The 15,653-nt window shown below is 46.2% G+C and carries 18 protein-coding genes; 12 read left to right on the top strand and 6 right to left on the bottom strand.

The window, feature by feature from the left end:
- Positions 1-10: 10 nt before the first annotated feature.
- A complete protein-coding gene (locus JFQ59_RS10955; RefSeq protein WP_202320552.1) occupies positions 11-1,504 on the bottom strand; it encodes a 2-isopropylmalate synthase in 1,494 nt (497 codons plus the stop codon).
- Positions 1,505-1,696: 192 nt separating this feature from the next.
- Here JFQ59_RS10955 and JFQ59_RS10950 point away from each other — a divergent pair, with 192 nt between their 5' ends.
- Genes JFQ59_RS10950 through JFQ59_RS10935 form a run of 4 tightly spaced genes read left to right on the top strand, consistent with a single transcriptional unit; the run spans position 1,697 to position 6,137 of the window.
- Entirely contained in the window at positions 1,697-3,217 is a 1,521-nt protein-coding gene (locus tag JFQ59_RS10950; RefSeq protein WP_202320510.1) for an acetyl-CoA carboxylase biotin carboxylase subunit, read from the top strand.
- 51 nt (positions 3,218-3,268) lie between these two features.
- Positions 3,269-4,141 carry an acetylglutamate kinase gene (gene argB, locus JFQ59_RS10945; RefSeq protein ID WP_202320508.1) on the top strand — a complete coding sequence of 291 codons (873 nt, stop codon included), beginning with the start codon at positions 3,269-3,271 and terminating at the stop codon, positions 4,139-4,141.
- A complete protein-coding gene (locus tag JFQ59_RS10940) occupies positions 4,138-4,911 on the top strand; it encodes a sugar phosphate isomerase/epimerase family protein (RefSeq protein ID WP_330999878.1) in 774 nt (257 codons plus the stop codon). The genes argB and JFQ59_RS10940 overlap by 4 nt, the downstream gene beginning before the upstream one ends.
- Positions 4,911-6,137: an ornithine cyclodeaminase, nickel-pincer nucleotide-dependent gene (locus JFQ59_RS10935; RefSeq protein WP_202320507.1), complete on the top strand. Its 1,227-nt coding sequence runs from the start codon at positions 4,911-4,913 to the stop codon at positions 6,135-6,137. The genes JFQ59_RS10940 and JFQ59_RS10935 overlap by 1 nt, the downstream gene beginning before the upstream one ends.
- On the opposite strand, the gene JFQ59_RS10930 is transcribed toward JFQ59_RS10935, so the two are convergent.
- Entirely contained in the window at positions 6,138-6,782 is a 645-nt protein-coding gene (locus JFQ59_RS10930) for a type 1 glutamine amidotransferase (protein ID WP_202320505.1), read from the bottom strand.
- Between the two features lie 267 nt (positions 6,783-7,049).
- On the opposite strand from JFQ59_RS10930, the gene JFQ59_RS10925 reads away from it, so the two are divergent.
- The 4 genes from JFQ59_RS10925 to JFQ59_RS10910 all read left to right on the top strand — a co-directional run bounded on the left by JFQ59_RS10925 (position 7,050) and on the right by JFQ59_RS10910 (position 9,720).
- Complete coding sequence (locus JFQ59_RS10925) at positions 7,050-7,298, top strand: hypothetical protein (protein WP_202320504.1); 249 nt, start codon at positions 7,050-7,052, stop codon at positions 7,296-7,298.
- 67 nt (positions 7,299-7,365) lie between these two features.
- Positions 7,366-7,986, top strand: coding sequence for a biotin transporter BioY (locus JFQ59_RS10920; RefSeq protein WP_202320502.1), 621 nt, complete (start codon positions 7,366-7,368; stop codon positions 7,984-7,986).
- Positions 7,979-9,076, top strand: coding sequence for an ATP-binding cassette domain-containing protein (locus tag JFQ59_RS10915; protein WP_202320500.1), 1,098 nt, complete (start codon positions 7,979-7,981; stop codon positions 9,074-9,076). The genes JFQ59_RS10920 and JFQ59_RS10915 overlap by 8 nt, the downstream gene beginning before the upstream one ends.
- On the top strand, positions 9,073-9,720 hold the full coding sequence (locus JFQ59_RS10910; protein ID WP_202320498.1) for a hypothetical protein: 648 nt from the start codon (positions 9,073-9,075) through the stop codon (positions 9,718-9,720). Before JFQ59_RS10915 ends, JFQ59_RS10910 begins: the two co-directional genes overlap by 4 nt.
- Here the strand turns inward: JFQ59_RS10910 and JFQ59_RS10905 are convergent.
- Positions 9,703-10,413, bottom strand: coding sequence for an RAD55 family ATPase (locus tag JFQ59_RS10905; RefSeq protein ID WP_202320496.1), 711 nt, complete (start codon positions 10,411-10,413; stop codon positions 9,703-9,705). The two genes, JFQ59_RS10910 and JFQ59_RS10905, sit on opposite strands and share 18 nt — an antisense overlap.
- Before the next feature lie 233 nt (positions 10,414-10,646).
- Between JFQ59_RS10905 and JFQ59_RS10900 the strand changes: the two genes are divergently transcribed.
- From JFQ59_RS10900 to JFQ59_RS10885, 4 genes are read left to right on the top strand one after another with little or no spacing between them, the layout of a single operon-like run.
- Entirely contained in the window at positions 10,647-11,252 is a 606-nt protein-coding gene (locus tag JFQ59_RS10900) for an SCP2 sterol-binding domain-containing protein (protein WP_202320495.1), read from the top strand.
- Positions 11,253-11,256: 4 nt separating this feature from the next.
- Entirely contained in the window at positions 11,257-12,567 is a 1,311-nt protein-coding gene (locus JFQ59_RS10895) for an acyl-CoA dehydrogenase family protein (RefSeq protein ID WP_202320493.1), read from the top strand.
- A gap of 6 nt (positions 12,568-12,573) precedes the next feature.
- Complete coding sequence (locus tag JFQ59_RS10890) at positions 12,574-13,320, top strand: acetoacetate decarboxylase family protein (protein ID WP_202320492.1); 747 nt, start codon at positions 12,574-12,576, stop codon at positions 13,318-13,320.
- Between the two features lie 31 nt (positions 13,321-13,351).
- Positions 13,352-14,452, top strand: a complete 1,101-nt coding sequence (locus tag JFQ59_RS10885) for a 3-hydroxyacyl-CoA dehydrogenase (RefSeq protein WP_202320491.1) — start codon at positions 13,352-13,354, stop codon at positions 14,450-14,452.
- On the opposite strand, the gene JFQ59_RS10880 is transcribed toward JFQ59_RS10885, so the two are convergent.
- From JFQ59_RS10880 to ilvN, 3 genes are all read right to left on the bottom strand, one after another.
- Positions 14,449-14,865: a DUF1641 domain-containing protein gene (locus JFQ59_RS10880; RefSeq protein WP_202320489.1), complete on the bottom strand. Its 417-nt coding sequence runs from the start codon at positions 14,863-14,865 to the stop codon at positions 14,449-14,451. The genes JFQ59_RS10885 and JFQ59_RS10880 overlap by 4 nt on opposite strands.
- 25 nt (positions 14,866-14,890) lie before the next feature.
- Positions 14,891-15,085, bottom strand: a complete 195-nt coding sequence (locus JFQ59_RS10875) for a DUF5371 family protein (RefSeq protein ID WP_202320487.1) — start codon at positions 15,083-15,085, stop codon at positions 14,891-14,893.
- 78 nt (positions 15,086-15,163) lie between these two features.
- Positions 15,164-15,643: an acetolactate synthase small subunit gene (ilvN, locus tag JFQ59_RS10870; protein WP_202320485.1), complete on the bottom strand. Its 480-nt coding sequence runs from the start codon at positions 15,641-15,643 to the stop codon at positions 15,164-15,166.
- Positions 15,644-15,653 lie beyond the last annotated feature (10 nt).

The following is a 15,653-nucleotide window of genomic DNA, read 5'->3' as shown; positions in this document are numbered from 1 at the left end:
TATGTTTATACTATTTTTTCTTCATTCTGAGGAGATAGTTAACTGCATTGATAACCGCATTTATGGATGCCATCACTATGTCCTGTGCCGCCCCTCTGGCTGTGAAGGAGTGGCCCTCTTCATCCTCAACGGTTACATACACTTCCGCCAGTGCATCACTCCCACCTGTTATTGCATCCATCCTGAACTCCGTTATCCTTATACTCTCCCCAACCAATCCAGTTACAGCCTTCAGAGATGCATCCACAGGTCCAACACCTATTGCGGATGTAACCTTTTTCTCACCAAATACCTCTGCATTCAGAACCGCAGTTGGAGTTATTTTGTTGCCGGTGAGAACCGTCACCTCTTCCACATTTATCGCTCTCTCTTCTCTCTTCAACTCGCCCAGAATTACTTCGGCAATGGCAAAAAGATCGAGATCCGTGACTCTCTTTCCCCTATCCCCTATTTCCTTCACTTTCTCAAAGATTTGATTTAGCTTCTCCTCATCCACAACGTATCCGGCATCCTCCAGAATCTTCTTTATCTGGTGCCTTCCGGCATGCTTCCCTATAACTATTCTTCTCTTGTGTCCGACCATTTCAGGAGTCACAACACCTGGCTCGAAGGTTGAAAACTCTTTAAGTACACCGTGTGCATGGATCCCACTTTCATGACTGAATGCATTTTCCCCAACAATGGGTGTGTTTGGCGGCATCTTTATACCGGTTAACCTCTCAACAAGCTTTGATGTCTCGAAAAGGTATTCCGTTTTTATGCTGGTTTTAATCTTCTCTATTGAGTGAAGAATCATAACAACCTGAGCCAGATCGGCATTTCCAGCCCTCTCACCTATCCCATTCACCGTTACCTGAACCTCATTTGCCCCAGCCAAAACGGCAGCGTAGGTGTTTGCAACAGCCAGTCCAAAGTCGTTGTGGCAGTGAACATCTATTGGTACGGTCAGATGCTCTCTCAACTGCCTGATTAAATCATAAAACTTGAACGGCGTTGCAACCCCAACCGTATCCGGAACATTTACGATATCCGTTTTTGCTTCTTCAACGGCTTTGAAAATTCGCATTAGATAATCAATCTCTGTTCTTGTCGCATCCATCGCTGAAAACATGCATTTGGCCCCATGTGACTTTATGTAGTCAACGCATTCCACAGATTTGTCGATAATTTCTTCCCTGCTCATTTTGACAGTATGCTCAATCTGTATTTTTGATGTTGGAACAAAGATGTGAACCATATCAACATCAGCGTCAAGAGCAGCATCAATATCTTCCTTAACAATTCTGGCCAGACCACAAACCGCAGCATTCAAATTAAGTGAACTGATTTCTTTAACAGCTTCAAACTCGCCCTTGGAGGCTGAAGGGAAACCTGCCTCTATCACATCAACTCCAAGTTTGTCAAGCTGCTTTGCAATCCTCACCTTGTAATTCAGGGGCAGGGAGACTCCGGGCATTTGCTCTCCATCTCTCAGGGTGGTGTCAAACACCTTAACCTCTTTCATCATGTCCACAAATCGCAACCGCTGTAAATTGTTTTCGGTGGACAATTCAATTATTTTAAATTAAAAATAAAATCTTCGGGATGAGGTACAAACTCAATACGTATTTTTAACCGTCCTATTTCTCAATTATGTATTTTGATGCGTCTATTTGAAAAAAGATTTTTAAATCCAGCGTTCTAGTCATAAAACTGGATGTTCAGCAAGATTCTAGTGGCAAACAGAGGCGAAATTGCGGTAAGGGTGATGAGGGCCTGCAGAGAACTTGGAATCGAAAGCGTTGCCATCTACAGTTCGGCTGACAAAAGGGCCTTTCACCGTGTGTATGCGGACGAGGCATATTACATTGGAAAGGCCAGTCCGAAAGATAGCTACCTCAACATTGACAAAATCCTTGAGGTGGCAGATAAAGCTGAGGTCGACGCCATTCACCCGGGTTACGGGTTTCTTGCAGAAAACGCCGAGTTTGCCGAAAGATGTGAGGAGGAGGGTTTCGTCTTCATAGGACCGTCGCCGGAAATACTCAGAATTGCCGGTTCTAAGGTCAGATCAAGAGCAATGATGGAGAAGGCTGGAGTGCCGGTTATACCCGGTTCCCCAAAACTGGAAGGTGTCGATGAGGCATTTGACTGGGCTGAGAAAATTGGCTACCCTGTGGCGGTCAAAGCATCTGGTGGTGGGGGCGGGATAGGAATCGTGGTTGTGAGCGGCCCTCAGGAGTTAGAGGATGCGTTCAAAAAATCACAGAAACTCGGGGAGAGCTACTTCAGAGATCCGACAATCTATCTGGAGAAGTATCTTGCGAAGCCCAGGCATATTGAAGTGCAGATACTTGGAGACAAGAAAGGGAATATCATACATCTGGGCGAGAGGGAGTGCAGCATTCAGAGGAGGCACCAGAAGCTTATCGAGGAAGCCCCCTCACCTGCGTTGAATGATGCCCTCAGGGAGAAAATGGGGGACCTTGCCGTAAAGGGTGCCAAGTATATTGGCTACACGAACGCCGGAACGTTCGAATTCCTGTATGAGAACGGAGAATTTTACTTTCTTGAAATCAATTCAAGGCTCCAGGTGGAACACACCATAACCGAGATAGTTACTGGTATCGATATAGTGAAGTATCAGATCTTGATTGCAGATGATGAACCCCTTCATCACGATCAGGAGGATGTGCAGCTCAGAGGACATGCCATAGAGTGCAGAATTAACGCGGAAGATCCTGTGAACTTCTATCCAAGAAGCGGGAGGATAATCCACTACAGAAGCCCCGGAGGGATAGGGGTCAGGGTCGACAGCGGAATACACATGGGTTACCGCATTCCTGAGGAGTACGACAGTATGATCTCAAAACTGATTGCCTACGGCGAGACGAGGAAAGAGGCTATTGCGAGAATGAGGAGAGCCCTTTACGAGTACGTCATCGAAGGTGTTGAGACAAACATCCCGTTCCACATGGCGGTGATGAACGATGAAGAATTTGTAAAGGGAAACATCCATACAAAGTTCGTTGAGGAGAGGAACATAGCTGAAAGGGTAAAAGAGTACATGAGTGTGTTCAGACCAATAAAAGCAAAGCTTGACGAAATATTCATGGAAAATGACTTTACAGAAGAGGAGATTCTGGCTGTAACCGCTGCAATAGACACCTACGAAGAGGAGGAAGGGATAAAAATAGAGGACAGAATCTGGGAGGCCATATTCAGCCTTGGAGCCTGAACATTCATCAAATGCAACAATCCTTAAGTACCTCACCTTTTACGAATTGGCATGAAAAATGTCGAGCTGCTGATTGAGGCTCTTCCCTACATAAAGGATTTTCACGGTGCCACGATGGTCATCAAAATTGGAGGACATGCGATGGTCAACGATTCTGTTCTCGAAGAAACAATTAAGGATATCATTCTTCTCTACTTTGTCGGGATCAGACCCGTGGTGATTCATGGCGGTGGTCCCGAAATCTCAGAAAAGATGGAAAAACTGGGTCTTAAGCCCAAGTTCATTGAGGGTTTGAGAGTCACGGATAGGGACACGATGGAAGTTGTCGAGATGGTTCTGGACGGAAAGGTAAACTCAAAAATAGTGACGATGTTCATAAGAAACGGCGGGAAGGCTGTTGGACTCAGCGGCAAGGACGGGCTGCTGGTCGTGGCTAAAAAGAAGGAAATGCGAATGAGAAAGGGAGAGAATGAGGTGATCATAGACCTCGGGTTTGTCGGTGAGACGGAGTACGTCAACCCCGAGATCATTCGTATTCTTCTCGACAACGGTTTTATCCCAGTTATATCCCCCGTTGCCACCGACCTCGCTGGCAACACCTACAACCTAAATGCTGACGTGGTTGCGGGGGATATCGCAGCTTCTCTGAAGGCCAAAAAGCTGATAATGCTGACAGATGTACCTGGAATTCTAAAAAATCCGGAAGATCGCAGTTCACTTATCTCAAGAGTCAGGCTTGAGGATCTGGAGAGGATGATTTCCACTGGAATTCTGAAGGCCGGGATGATTCCAAAGTGCGAGGCTGTCATCAAAGCCCTGAAAAACGGCGTTGAAAGAGCCCACATCATCGATGGCTCCAAGCCCCATTCAATTTTAATTGAGCTGTTCACGAAAGAGGGTATAGGAACGATGGTGGAACCGTGATATCCCCCAGGCTTGGAATGCAACCTGACGTTAGACATAAGCCCAAAGAAGCCTTCGAGTTTGCCGCAAACAATGGCTTCACACATGTGGAAATTCTGATGGATCATCCGTATTATGTGCTCAAAAATTTCAGCTATGCAGAGGTTATAGAGCTGAAGTGGAGTTACGACCTCGACTTACTGATCCATGCCCCGGCAACAAGCACAAACTTCATCTCTTTAAGCGACGATATGAGGAAGGCAAGCTACCAGGAGATGAGAAAGGTTTGCTACTTTGCAGATAAGTGCGGGGCGGAAGTTGTGACATTCCATATCGGCTGGAATCCGGGATTCATAAACAATGGAAATTTTTTCTTCGACAGATCACTCTTCGACAGGCACAATGAAAAGGTCCTGATGGATGAGCTGAAACCCTTTGTGAAGTCGTGCCCGGTGCAGCTAGCACTTGAGAACACAATAATGATTGAAGACGGTTTGGAGAGGGCTCTGAACGACATTCTGGAGTCGACCGATATGGGGCTGACCATCGATGTTGGACACTACAACATTCAGGAGAATCCCTTTTTCATGGAAAACTTTGATAGAGTTCTTAACATGCATCTGCATGACAACGATGGCAAACAGGATCAGCATCTTGCCCTCGGAAGGGGTACTGTCGATCTCGGGAAGTTCAGACTTGATGAATACACAGGTTTTTTAACCATAGAGACAAGAGAGGAAAGTGCCATACTTGAAAGCAGGAATTATCTTTCGAAATGGGGTGATGTTTAATGAAGGCCAAGGAACTTGAATTTGAAGGACATCTGATAGACTCGATGATCTTTCCAAAGGCACTTGATGTGATACTGGATCTGGAGGGTGAGTTCGAGATTCTCGAGTTTAGAATTGGAAAGAAAAAACACGATCACAGCTATGCAAGGATGATAGTGTTCGGGAAAGACGACAAGCATTTGGATGAGATACTGAAAGAGCTTCACAAAATAGGGGCCAGAATAGTGGAAGTTGAAGATGTGGAGCTTGCGAGGGCTCCAGCCAACAAAGTTCTGCCCGAAGGATTTTACGTTACAACAAACCACCCGACATTCGTGAGATACAATGGTGAGTGGCTGGAGGTTGAGGATATCAGCATGGACAGGGTAATTGCCATAAGGGACGGAAAAGCTTACTGCGTTGCAATTGATGAGGTTGTTGAGGGGGACCTCATCGTTGTGGGGGAGAGGGGAGTTAGAGTCGTTTTACCTGAAAGGCCGAGAAAATCAACCTACTTCGAGTTCATGGGAGGAAAGGTTTCATCTGAAAGACCAACCGAGAGGATCATAGAGGCAATAGCCGGAGAAATTTATCAACTGAAGCTAAATGGTGGCAGAATTGCCGTTGTTGCTGGACCTGCGGTCGACCACACCTCCGCAAGAAACGCTCTGGCAGCTTTGATAAGGGAGGGATACGTCAACCTTCTCCTCTCCGGAAACGCTCTGGCCGTGCACGACATAGAGATCTCAATTTTCGGTACTTCACTTGGGATGGATATATGCAAGGGCAGGCCTGTGGCCGGAGGGAACAGACATCATCTTTACACTATCAGCAAGATCATAGCGGCTGGGGGGATTAGAAAAGCCGTTGAGAAAGGAATAATCAAAGACGGCATAATGTACGAGTGCATAAAGAACAACGTCCCCTTCATTCTTGCAGGATCAATAAGGGATGATGGCCCGCTGCCTGAGGTCATAACAGACGTGATGGTGGCAAAAAAGGAAATGAAAAAGGCCCTGAGAGGTGTAGACATGGTAATAATGCTGGCAACGATGCTCCACAGCATAGCGGTGGGTAATCTTTTGCCGTCCAATGTTAAAACGATCTGTGTGGACATGAATCCATCAACTGTGACAAAGCTCATGGACAGGGGAACGCATCAAGCCATCGGAGTTGTGACGGATGTTGGACTGTTCCTCCCACTGCTGTACGAGAAGCTGAAAAATCTTGAACGCAGAGAAAGCTGATCACATGCTGAGGAAAAAGTCAACGAACTTTCTGCACAGTTCCTGATGTTCTGAAATTTTTTCACGGCTTTCTTCCATGATCCTCTTCTTCTCGTCATCACTTAGGGATCTGGAATCCGACAGCCACTTCTCAATCAGATCGAGGGTCATCTCAACATGAAACTGAATTGCCAGGGCTTTTCCTGCAATAAATCCCTGATTCGTAACCTCGTCTCCCTCGTAGATCAGTTCAGCCCCTTCCGGCAAATCAAAAGTATCACCATGCCACTGAAACACCTCAATCTCCTCGGGAAACGGGACGGCACTGCTAACCTTCCTTACCTTTTTCCAGCCCACTTCCCTGATGTGAGGATACACTCTCCCACCCAGTGCCGCCGCAATGAGCTGGGCACCCAGACAGATACCAAAAATCGGTTTCTCACTGTATATTTTTCTTATCAGTTCCATTTCCCACTTCAAAAAAGGGTACTTATCGGCCTCGTAAACACCCATCGGTCCACCCAGAATAACCAGAGCATCGAATTCATCAATGGATGCATTTTCGTAAGCTTCAACATAGTAGTATTCCACTCCCCTCTTTTCAAAAACGGTCTCGATATAGCCAAGACCTTCCGCAGGATGATTCTTTATTGCTGCAACTTTCATGGCTTGTGGTTTGTTGCCGGATTTAAAAATCTTGGTGACATGAATGTTTCTGGAGGCAAGGCTGTGCAAAATTTATATTCTCACATAGAGATATTATATTCATGTTTGAACGAAAATACCTGCTTTAGATCTTAGCTGATGGAATAAAATTGCATCATCCTGAGTCCGGATAAAAATCCAGAACAGATCTGTCAAATCTTTATCCACACACATTATGTCGTATCCAACACCGTCAGGGATGGGATTCCAAAGTGGCTGAATGAGGGGTTGACCGTTTACATTGCACTTCAAAAGGACGACTCCAGAGTCGCAGAGGCATGTTTGAATGGGAATCTGATCCACATTCCAGATGAGAGATGGTACGAAAACCCGGAGCCGGCATACCAAGAAGGCTCTTTTATGGCATTTCTGGTAGAGAAGTACGGCTGGGAGTCCATAAATACGATAACTGATGAACCGGGTCATAAAGACATTGAAGATGCTCTCAGAGCCCAGAAAAACACTGAACCAGCTTGAATCTGAGTGGCTGGAAAGCATCTGTCCGTGAACAAAATCTTTAAATTTCGTAAACCTATTTTAATTCATGGTTTACAATACTAGAAAAGTCATGCTCGCTGTCGCCATGGCGGTTATTACCGCAATCAGCGCCCAGCTCAATTTCAAAATTGGACCGGTGCCCTACACAATGCAGAATTTTGGGGTGATGCTCTCCGGTTTTCTCCTCGGACCGCAGTACGGAGTTCTTGCGATGCTGATATACATTGCCCTGATAGCTCTCGCACTTCCCTTTGCTGCAGGCGGAGGAGGCCTTGGTGTACTTTTTGGCCCTACGGCGGGATTCATCTACGGCTTTATCCTGTCTGCCTTCCTCGCTGGATTCTTCAGAAAAATGATATGGAAAAAGGGAGACAGAAAGGAGGTTCTTCTCCTGTGGCTTCTGACCCTCGTGGCTGTTATCCCGACCTACGTGCTAGGGTTCATCGTTTTCTACAATTTTGCGTTGGGCGATTCCAGGATGCTTGGATGGGCTGAAAGTGCATTAAAGACATTCGGACTGAGTTTTGCTGACCCGTTGCTGGTGATCTTCACCGCAACGGTTCTGATTTTCATACCTCAGGACTTCTTTGTCGACCACCTTCTGGCAGTACTGGTTTATCGGTACGTTTACAGAATGCTGATAGAAAGAGGGATTGAACTTGATTGAGTTCAGCGTCAGATCCTACACGTATCCAAACGGAAAACTGGGGTTGAAGGATTTCAGGGAAAGGTTCGAGGGTGGTGAGTTCATTAAGGGCAAAACGGGATCTGGTAAAAGCACCGTGTTAAGAATGTCTAACGGCCTGATACCAGAATTTTACGGTGGAATGCTTGAGGGTAGGGTTAGAGTTTTTGGAGAGAAACCGAATCCAAAGAGTGTTTATCTTTTAAGGCAGAATCCGGAGGAGGCGATTACGTGCCTCGATATCCTTGACGAGGTTGCATTCCCACTAATCCAGCAGGGTGTGAAAGCCTATGAGGCAAGATCGGAAGCGGAGCAGATCTGTGAAGAGCTGGGCATCGGCAATTTGATCGGAAAGAATACGTTTGAGATCTCGACGGGAGAGCTTCAACTGGTCGAGATAGCGGCAGCGATAGCTTCGAATGCGAAATTTCTGATATTTGATGAGCCCTTTGCAAATATAAGCCGAAAAAACGCCCTGAAGGTGATCAGAATCATCAGGAACTTTCGCCACATAGTCTCCGAGCACAGGATCGAATTCGAGAGGTACTTTGATAGAAGTGTCGATCTAGGCATGGAGGTTAAGGTGATCGAAATTCCCGAGGTTGAAATTGGAGATACAGTATACGAGGGTGAGATAAACCTGAGGCAGGGAGAAGTTATCGCACTGACCGGTGAAAACGGCTCGGGAAAAACAACCATGCTGAAAAGGATTGCGAGAGATATGAGAAAAAGAAAAATGAAATTTGGCATTGCCCTCCAGCACCCGCCCTACCACCTAACCGAGAGCACGGTTGAGGAGGAAGTTGGCAGTATGGAAATCATCCGTGATTTTGAGCTGGAAAGCATATTGAAAAGACATCCTCAGTCTCTCAGCAGCGGACAGATGAGAAGGGTGGCAATTGCAAAGGCGTTTAAGCATCCGATCCTCCTTCTTGACGAGCCCAGCGCAGGACAGGACGTCAACTTCAGGAGGAAGCTGATTTACCTGCTTAAAAAGCACGGAAAAAGTGCAGTTATAGCCACCCACGATGAAGAGCTGGCCGGATACTGCGACAGAAGGATAGAGCTATGATACTGGATTCTCTTAAAGAGGGATTGAAGGGGGGGGATGGAGAAGGGCGAATTTGCCTGATTTCAGCAATAATCCTTTCCATGTCCGTTTACATTTCCTCAATGGCTCCCGAAACATCAATCTTTACGATTGTACTGTCCTCCATCTACACAAAAGGCAGGTCTTTCAGACTTCTAAAGGCGTTTATACCATTTCTGATCCTGTTTGCCCTGTCCTCCGTTCTGTTCGGCTATCATGTACTTCTCAGCTTTCTGGCCTTCATTGCACTGATATCTGCAGGAAGCCTGATTTATGCTGCAAACCTCAGCGAAATTGGAGGTGCACTGCTGTATTTCAAATTTCCAAAAAAATTTGTCAGCATCATATATCTGGCGGTGTCTATGATTCCACTGCTGGTTTCCGATTTCAGGAATGTGTGGGAGATCCATGAACAGAGAGGTTTTTTCGGATACTACAGGCTGCTCAAGGCCTTTATTTCAACCGCAATTTTAAGGGCCATCAGCATATCAGAATCCCTTTACTCAAAGGGATTCAACTATGCTGCATCGGGAGTTACAAGAAAACCCGGCAGGAGCGATCTCACCCTTTTGGCCCTGTCTGTTCTTATCCTCCTCCATTCAGTACTGCTAGGCTATATCTCTTGAAGTGTCAACCTGTATACCTTCCTCCACATAGAACCTGAAGTACTCGGTTAATGGCTGCTTGCCTCTGAGTTTTGGCACCGCAAACTTGTTCACGATCCTTTCTCCAACTCTCTCAGACTCGATGTCAAACACGACGTCTGAGAGGTCGAGTACTTTGTTCACCACGCTTGCTGGATGCACGTTTTTCAGCAGGTAGCCGTAAACAACTACACCCTTCTCCTTTGATATCGTGTAAAGTTTGTTGAGGAACCAGTCCTTTAAACCCCAGTCGACAGACAGGTTCAGGAAGAATGAGAGAGAATCAACTATTATGTTGTACTCACTGCTGTTTTCCTCCACAATTTTTGAGAGCTGCTCGTCAACAAAATCGAATATTTCCTTGTCTCTGTACTTATCCTCAACGATGAACTGTCCGTATTCATTAAGATAGTACTGAGAATAGATATCCACAAAAATTATCTGCTCGGTATCGAGGTGAAGCTTCTCCACATCCCTTTTTACGAATTTTGCCGGTCGATTGGTCGTGAAGTAGTAGCTCCTCATAACCGTGGCGAACTGGTAAAGAAACGTTTCCGGCATCGAAACGGGGTCGGCGTAGACACAAACAAAGCTTCCAGCCGGTAATCCGCCGTCAAGTCTTCTATCGAGAAGAACAATTCCTGTGGGAACATCTGCCGTCTTGAGTTTCTGCACCCACAATCACCTGAAATTTGTTATGTTGTACAATGTATTTTAACTTTTCCCATCATAATAATGATCGTTTTTTGCATTACATGACCGTAAAGGGGACACTCTGGCGGTGCGTTCGGTTTCAACTCCCTATTAAAGCAATCATTATTTATGGTTTAAGTTGCATGTGATAAAACGACAACTATAAATTATTGTAATTTCAAAAAACTAAAATATACCTCTGCAAACCAAAACATATGCCAGTTGTATTTCCTTCGAAAGAGTGGATGGATGAGCTGTACAGAAAGGTAAATGCCGATGAGGAGTACAGAAGGGTGGCAGCTAACTGGGAGGGAGACTACCTATGTGTGGTGGAGCTGGATGAGGAGGCTTTGAAGGACTTCCAGAATCCGAAAATCCTGAAGGGCTTTCTGGGAATGCTCAACAGCATTCCAAAGGACAGGAGGGAGAAGTTCAGAGGAACGCCTACAGAGAAGTTCTTACAGTCTCTGGGGATTTCCATCGATGACGATCTTGAAAGCGTAGATGTTGAGGAGGCTGCAAAGAAAATCACAGACGACATCCTTGTTGAGGGGGCAACACTGAATCTCTGGATGGATTTCTGGCACGGTGAGCTGAGAAACATTGAAGTTGCAGCGCCGGGAGAACATGAAGATTCGAAATTCAAGCTCATCGGTCCCTATGCAGTTTTCAAACTGCTCGTTAAAGGCAAATCGGATGCGATCTCTCTCGTCGTGAGCGGAAAGCTCAAGCTTCAGGGAGATATGGCATACATGATGAGAAACATGGCCACTGTGAAGAAGTTCACCGATCTTATGGCTTCAATCCCGATTGAGGGTTAAGTGTATGGCCAAATTCTTGGACCTGGACGAGCTGAGCGAAGAAGACAGGATGCTCAGAGAGGAGGTTCACAGATTCGCCGAGGAGGTGATAAGGCCCGCATCACTGGAACTCGACAGAATGCCGCCGGACGAGAGGATTAAGCCTGACTCACCATATTTTAAGGTTATGAAACAGATGAAAAAACTCGGCTACCACCGAAGCTACCTGCCGGAAGGCAAGGGGGGGCTGGGTCTGACACCATTGCAGCGTTATATCATTTTTGAAGAGCTTGCCTGGGGCAGTCTGGGATTTGCAACGGGGCTGGGTGTGGATATGATACCTTTCGTCTGTGCTGCGCTCTATGGCACTCCCGAGATCTACGAAGATCTGGTCAGACCCTGGATAGAGGATGAAGATGGAAAGTTTCACGGTTGCTGGGGAGTGACCGAACCGGAACACGGGAGCGACTACCTGATATCCCTGCGAGAAGATCCGGAGCTCACGATTAAATTCGGCAAGGGCAATGTTGTGGCTGAGAAAGACGGGGACGAATGGGTGATAACAGGTCAGAAGTCTGCGTGGGTGTCCTCCGCTCCCGTTGCGACCCACTGTGGACTGCATGCTCAGGTTAAAGGGTCGAAAATGCTCGGGGATGGGCTTTTCTGCATAGTTCCCCTCGACGCCGAGGGTGTGAGAAAGGGGAAACCCGTTGATATGCTCGGGATGAGGGATGATCCACAGGGCGAGCTCTTCTTCGACAACGTGAGGATACCCGAGCATTATGTCGTGGTTGCTCCGGGGTTCTTTTACGGAATTTTTTATGACCAGCTTCTCTGTTTGACGAGCTGTGGAATGGGAGCGTTTGCAGTTGGACTGGCCAGAGCGTGCTTTGAAGAGGCTTTGAACTATGCCAGACAGAGAGTTCAGGGTGGTGTACCCATAATCAAACACAAGAACGTTAAGCTGAAGCTGTACGAGATGTTTGAGAAGGTCGAAACTGCCCGATACTACGTCAGAAAGGTCACGGAGTATACGCACAGGAGGATAATAGACCATCAGACTGCCGATGCCTCACCAAGACACGCAAGGGCGGCTCAGATTTACGCCAAGAAAATAGCGTACGAGGTTGCACACGACGCCGTGCAGATTTTTGGTGCATACGGCTTGAACAAAGAGTTTATTATAGAAAAACTGTTCAGAGATGCAAGAAGCATGCTCATAGAGGATGGAACAGTTGAAGTTCTTAGTCTGGAAGCTGCGGAAGACGTTGCTGAAAACTACGAGAAGGAATTTTATGATGTCGGGCACATTACAAGACTTTTTGATATGGGGTGATGGAACATGTTGAAGAGTATTCCGTTTGATTCGCCTCTCTACGAGGTGGATGAGGAAAGGGGAATAGAATACAGGAACTGTGATGCGATTGTCGGGTTTTTTACTGTGAATGGTGATATCGACGACTTGCTGCCAGAGGGGTTGAAACCGTTCAGCAATCCTCCACAGGGTGGAATCTGGATATCACACTACTCTTTCAGCACTGTGGGGGAGTACCACGAGTATCTCACAGTTATACAGGTGGAGGATGAGCAGGGAGATATGGGATACTACATACCCTACATCTACGTTACGAACGATGCCGCTCTTGCAGCAGGAAGAGAGCTTGCAGGAGCACCGAAAAAGCTTGCCAAAATTGGTTTGGTGAAGGAGTATGACGTTGTTATGGGTTATCTGGAGAGGCCGACTGGAAAGAGGCTCGTAACATTCGTGATGAAGCCAAACATGAGGGCTCTTGGAGGAATGATAGATTTCGTATTTCCGAAACCGACCTACCTCTACTCTGTAAGACATCTGCCCGATGTGAGGGGCAGAGGCGGTGTTACACAGCTGGTTAAATGGTATGCTGAAATCGACTTCCACACGGATCCAAATGGGGAGAGGGTTATTTTTACAGGACCCGGAAACATAACCTATGACTCTCCCTCAGTTGTTGACCCTGTTCACAAAGTTGAGATTGGAGATTTTATCACAGCGCTATACTTCCAGTTCGACATGAAACTCGGCTTCGTAGACATTATCAGGGAGTATTAGGAAAAGGCGTTAAAGTTCGGGGAGTTGGGACATGGAAAAGATCTCAGTTATTGGAGCAGGGACTATGGGAGCAGCGATTGCTGCGCTTTTTGCCAATGCCGACTACGACGTTGTTCTTGTGGATACAAGCGAGGAGGCTCTGGAGAAAGCAAGGAAAAGACACATGGTGGAGTGTATTGAGGAGCTGGAACGGGCAGGACTTAGAAAAAGAGAGGAAATAGTCTCAAAGATCAGGTACACAACATCTATAGAAAAGATCGGTGGGAGCGAATTCGTTATCGAATCGGTCAATGAGAGGCTTGATGTTAAGATCAGGCTGTTTAAAAATCTTGAGAACATCGTTGACTGCCATCTGGCTACAAACACCTCCAGCTTCAAACCCTCTGAAATCGCCCTGCATCTAAAGAATCCTGAGAGACTTACACTTTTCCACTTTTCAAATCCTCCCATACTCATGCCTCTTGTTGAAGTAGGAGGAGAACTTGCATCAGAGGAGACGATAGAAAGGGCCGTGGAGCTTGCCAGAAGCATAGGAAAGAGGCCAGTTGTACTCAGGAAAGAGTGCAGAGGGCATGTTCTCAACAGAATCCTCGGTGCGGCAGGAGCGGCGGCAGGTTACTGTCTTTTTTACAACACACCCGAAGAAATCGATGCTGCGATTAAGAATCTCGGCAATCCCCTCGGCTTCTTTGAAACAATTGACCTCATAGGGCTTGATGTGGTGTTAGACGTCCTGGAAAGCTTCAGCGAAGCTTACGGACGTAAATTTGCAGGTCCGAAGGGAATGAACTTTTTCCTTAGAAAAATGCTCGAATGGGGTAAGCTGGGAAAAAAGGCTGGAGAGGGATTTTACAGGTGGAAAAATGGTAAAGCAGACATACCTCCCGCAGAGCCGGGGGATATTATGCCCCTGATTGCTGCGATTGTTAATGAAGCTTTTAAAATCGTTGAAGATGGTATAGCCGACAGAGAAACCGTTAACGAAGTTTACAAACTGGCAACCAACTCTGCTCTGGGCGCTTTTGATATCGCCGAAATGATCGGGCGGGAAAACATCCTGAAAACTCTTGATGAGGCTTACAGGCGCATCAGACTCGAAGTGTTTAATGCTGCAGAAAGTATGAGAGATTAAATTCTTTTCCCAAAATTTTTGGCCAGAGTTAAGGCAAAGCCTATGGCTTTCTGAACGTCCGGATCTCTTACAACCTTCATTGCATCCATTATCCCCATGGGTTCGTAGATCATCGACTCTTCGAAGGCATCTATCAAGCGCTTTATTACCTTCAGGACCCTTTCATCCACTGACAAAAGCAGGTTCACCAGCGTTTCAAGTTTTTCAGCGACTTCACCCACTTCTTCAGCCGATATCGGAACCTTCAGCTCGGAGAGTTTTACTATCTCATCAAGGACGCCCTTTCTCTCCAGAACGAGGAGTTTTTCGAGGGCATTCAAAATATCCTCATGATTTTCAATGATTTTCTCGAAAATCTCGTATAACGCCTCCGCTGCCCTTACAATCTTATCTGAATCACTTTTATCAGACATCAAAACACCAAAAATTAAAAAATACTCAGACTTTCCTCTTTTTCTTCATCACTTCTTCAAGTCTCTTCTCGAGCGGTTCCTCATGAGTATACGGGCACATTAGGTAATGCTCTACAGCCTTGGCGATTGCGTCTTTTGTTGCATTTTCCCCAGTTTTTCTTTTAAGCTCCTCCAGAACGTTTTCTGGCAGCACTGTTTGAGCGTGAACGATTTTTACCATCACTACCACCTATCATAATAATGAACACTACAATATTTAAGATTTTCTCATTATTACAATTTTGAAATTACATTCCCGCTACCTTTTGTTTCCCCTCACCATTGCAACCTTTCCGGTTCTTGCAAGCTCCTTTATTCCGTACTGCCTCATCAGATCTATAAAAGCCGTGATCTTATCCCCATCGCCTGTTACCTCTATTATAAAGCTGTCCCTCGAAACGTCCACAATTCTCGCTCTGAATATGTTCGTAAGCTCAACGATCTCCCCTCTCTTTTCGGGTGGTGCATGCACTCTTATCAGGCACAGCTCCCTCTCCACCGAACCTTCAGAAATTTCGCTGACCTTTATCGTTTCAATAAGCTTGTTAAGCTGCTTTATAACCTGCTCAACGACCCTGTTATCACCCTCAACGACTATGGTCATCCTTGAAATATCCTCTCTCTCCGTTGTACCAACGGTAAGGCTTTCAATGTTAAATCCCCTCCTTCTGAAGAGAGATGCTGCCCTTGCCAGAACACCCGGCTTGTTTTCAACCAAAACCGCTATTGTGTGCTTCATCAGCATCACC

Source organism: Archaeoglobus neptunius (assembly GCF_016757965.1).
GTDB classification, from domain to species: domain Archaea; phylum Halobacteriota; class Archaeoglobi; order Archaeoglobales; family Archaeoglobaceae; genus Archaeoglobus; species Archaeoglobus neptunius.
Note: the sequence above shows the minus strand (reverse complement) of the source record. Positions and strands in the feature narration are given on the sequence as shown.

Excerpts from the sequence above, each read along its gene's own strand:
- JFQ59_RS10955 (WP_202320552.1), bottom strand. The coding sequence starts at position 1,504 with ATGAAAGAGGTTAAGGTGTTTGACACCACCCTGAGAGATGGAGAGCAA.
- JFQ59_RS10950 (WP_202320510.1), top strand. The coding sequence starts at position 1,697 with ATGTTCAGCAAGATTCTAGTGGCAAACAGAGGCGAAATTGCGGTAAGG.
- argB (WP_202320508.1), top strand. The coding sequence starts at position 3,269 with ATGAAAAATGTCGAGCTGCTGATTGAGGCTCTTCCCTACATAAAGGAT.
- JFQ59_RS10935 (WP_202320507.1), top strand. The coding sequence starts at position 4,911 with ATGAAGGCCAAGGAACTTGAATTTGAAGGACATCTGATAGACTCGATG.
- JFQ59_RS10930 (WP_202320505.1), bottom strand. The coding sequence starts at position 6,782 with ATGAAAGTTGCAGCAATAAAGAATCATCCTGCGGAAGGTCTTGGCTAT.
- JFQ59_RS10920 (WP_202320502.1), top strand. The coding sequence starts at position 7,366 with ATGGTTTACAATACTAGAAAAGTCATGCTCGCTGTCGCCATGGCGGTT.
- JFQ59_RS10910 (WP_202320498.1), top strand. The coding sequence starts at position 9,073 with ATGATACTGGATTCTCTTAAAGAGGGATTGAAGGGGGGGGATGGAGAA.
- JFQ59_RS10900 (WP_202320495.1), top strand. The coding sequence starts at position 10,647 with ATGCCAGTTGTATTTCCTTCGAAAGAGTGGATGGATGAGCTGTACAGA.
- JFQ59_RS10895 (WP_202320493.1), top strand. The coding sequence starts at position 11,257 with ATGGCCAAATTCTTGGACCTGGACGAGCTGAGCGAAGAAGACAGGATG.
- JFQ59_RS10890 (WP_202320492.1), top strand. The coding sequence starts at position 12,574 with ATGTTGAAGAGTATTCCGTTTGATTCGCCTCTCTACGAGGTGGATGAG.
- JFQ59_RS10885 (WP_202320491.1), top strand. The coding sequence starts at position 13,352 with ATGGAAAAGATCTCAGTTATTGGAGCAGGGACTATGGGAGCAGCGATT.
- JFQ59_RS10880 (WP_202320489.1), bottom strand. The coding sequence starts at position 14,865 with ATGTCTGATAAAAGTGATTCAGATAAGATTGTAAGGGCAGCGGAGGCG.
- JFQ59_RS10875 (WP_202320487.1), bottom strand. The coding sequence starts at position 15,085 with ATGGTAAAAATCGTTCACGCTCAAACAGTGCTGCCAGAAAACGTTCTG.
- ilvN (WP_202320485.1), bottom strand. The coding sequence starts at position 15,643 with ATGAAGCACACAATAGCGGTTTTGGTTGAAAACAAGCCGGGTGTTCTG.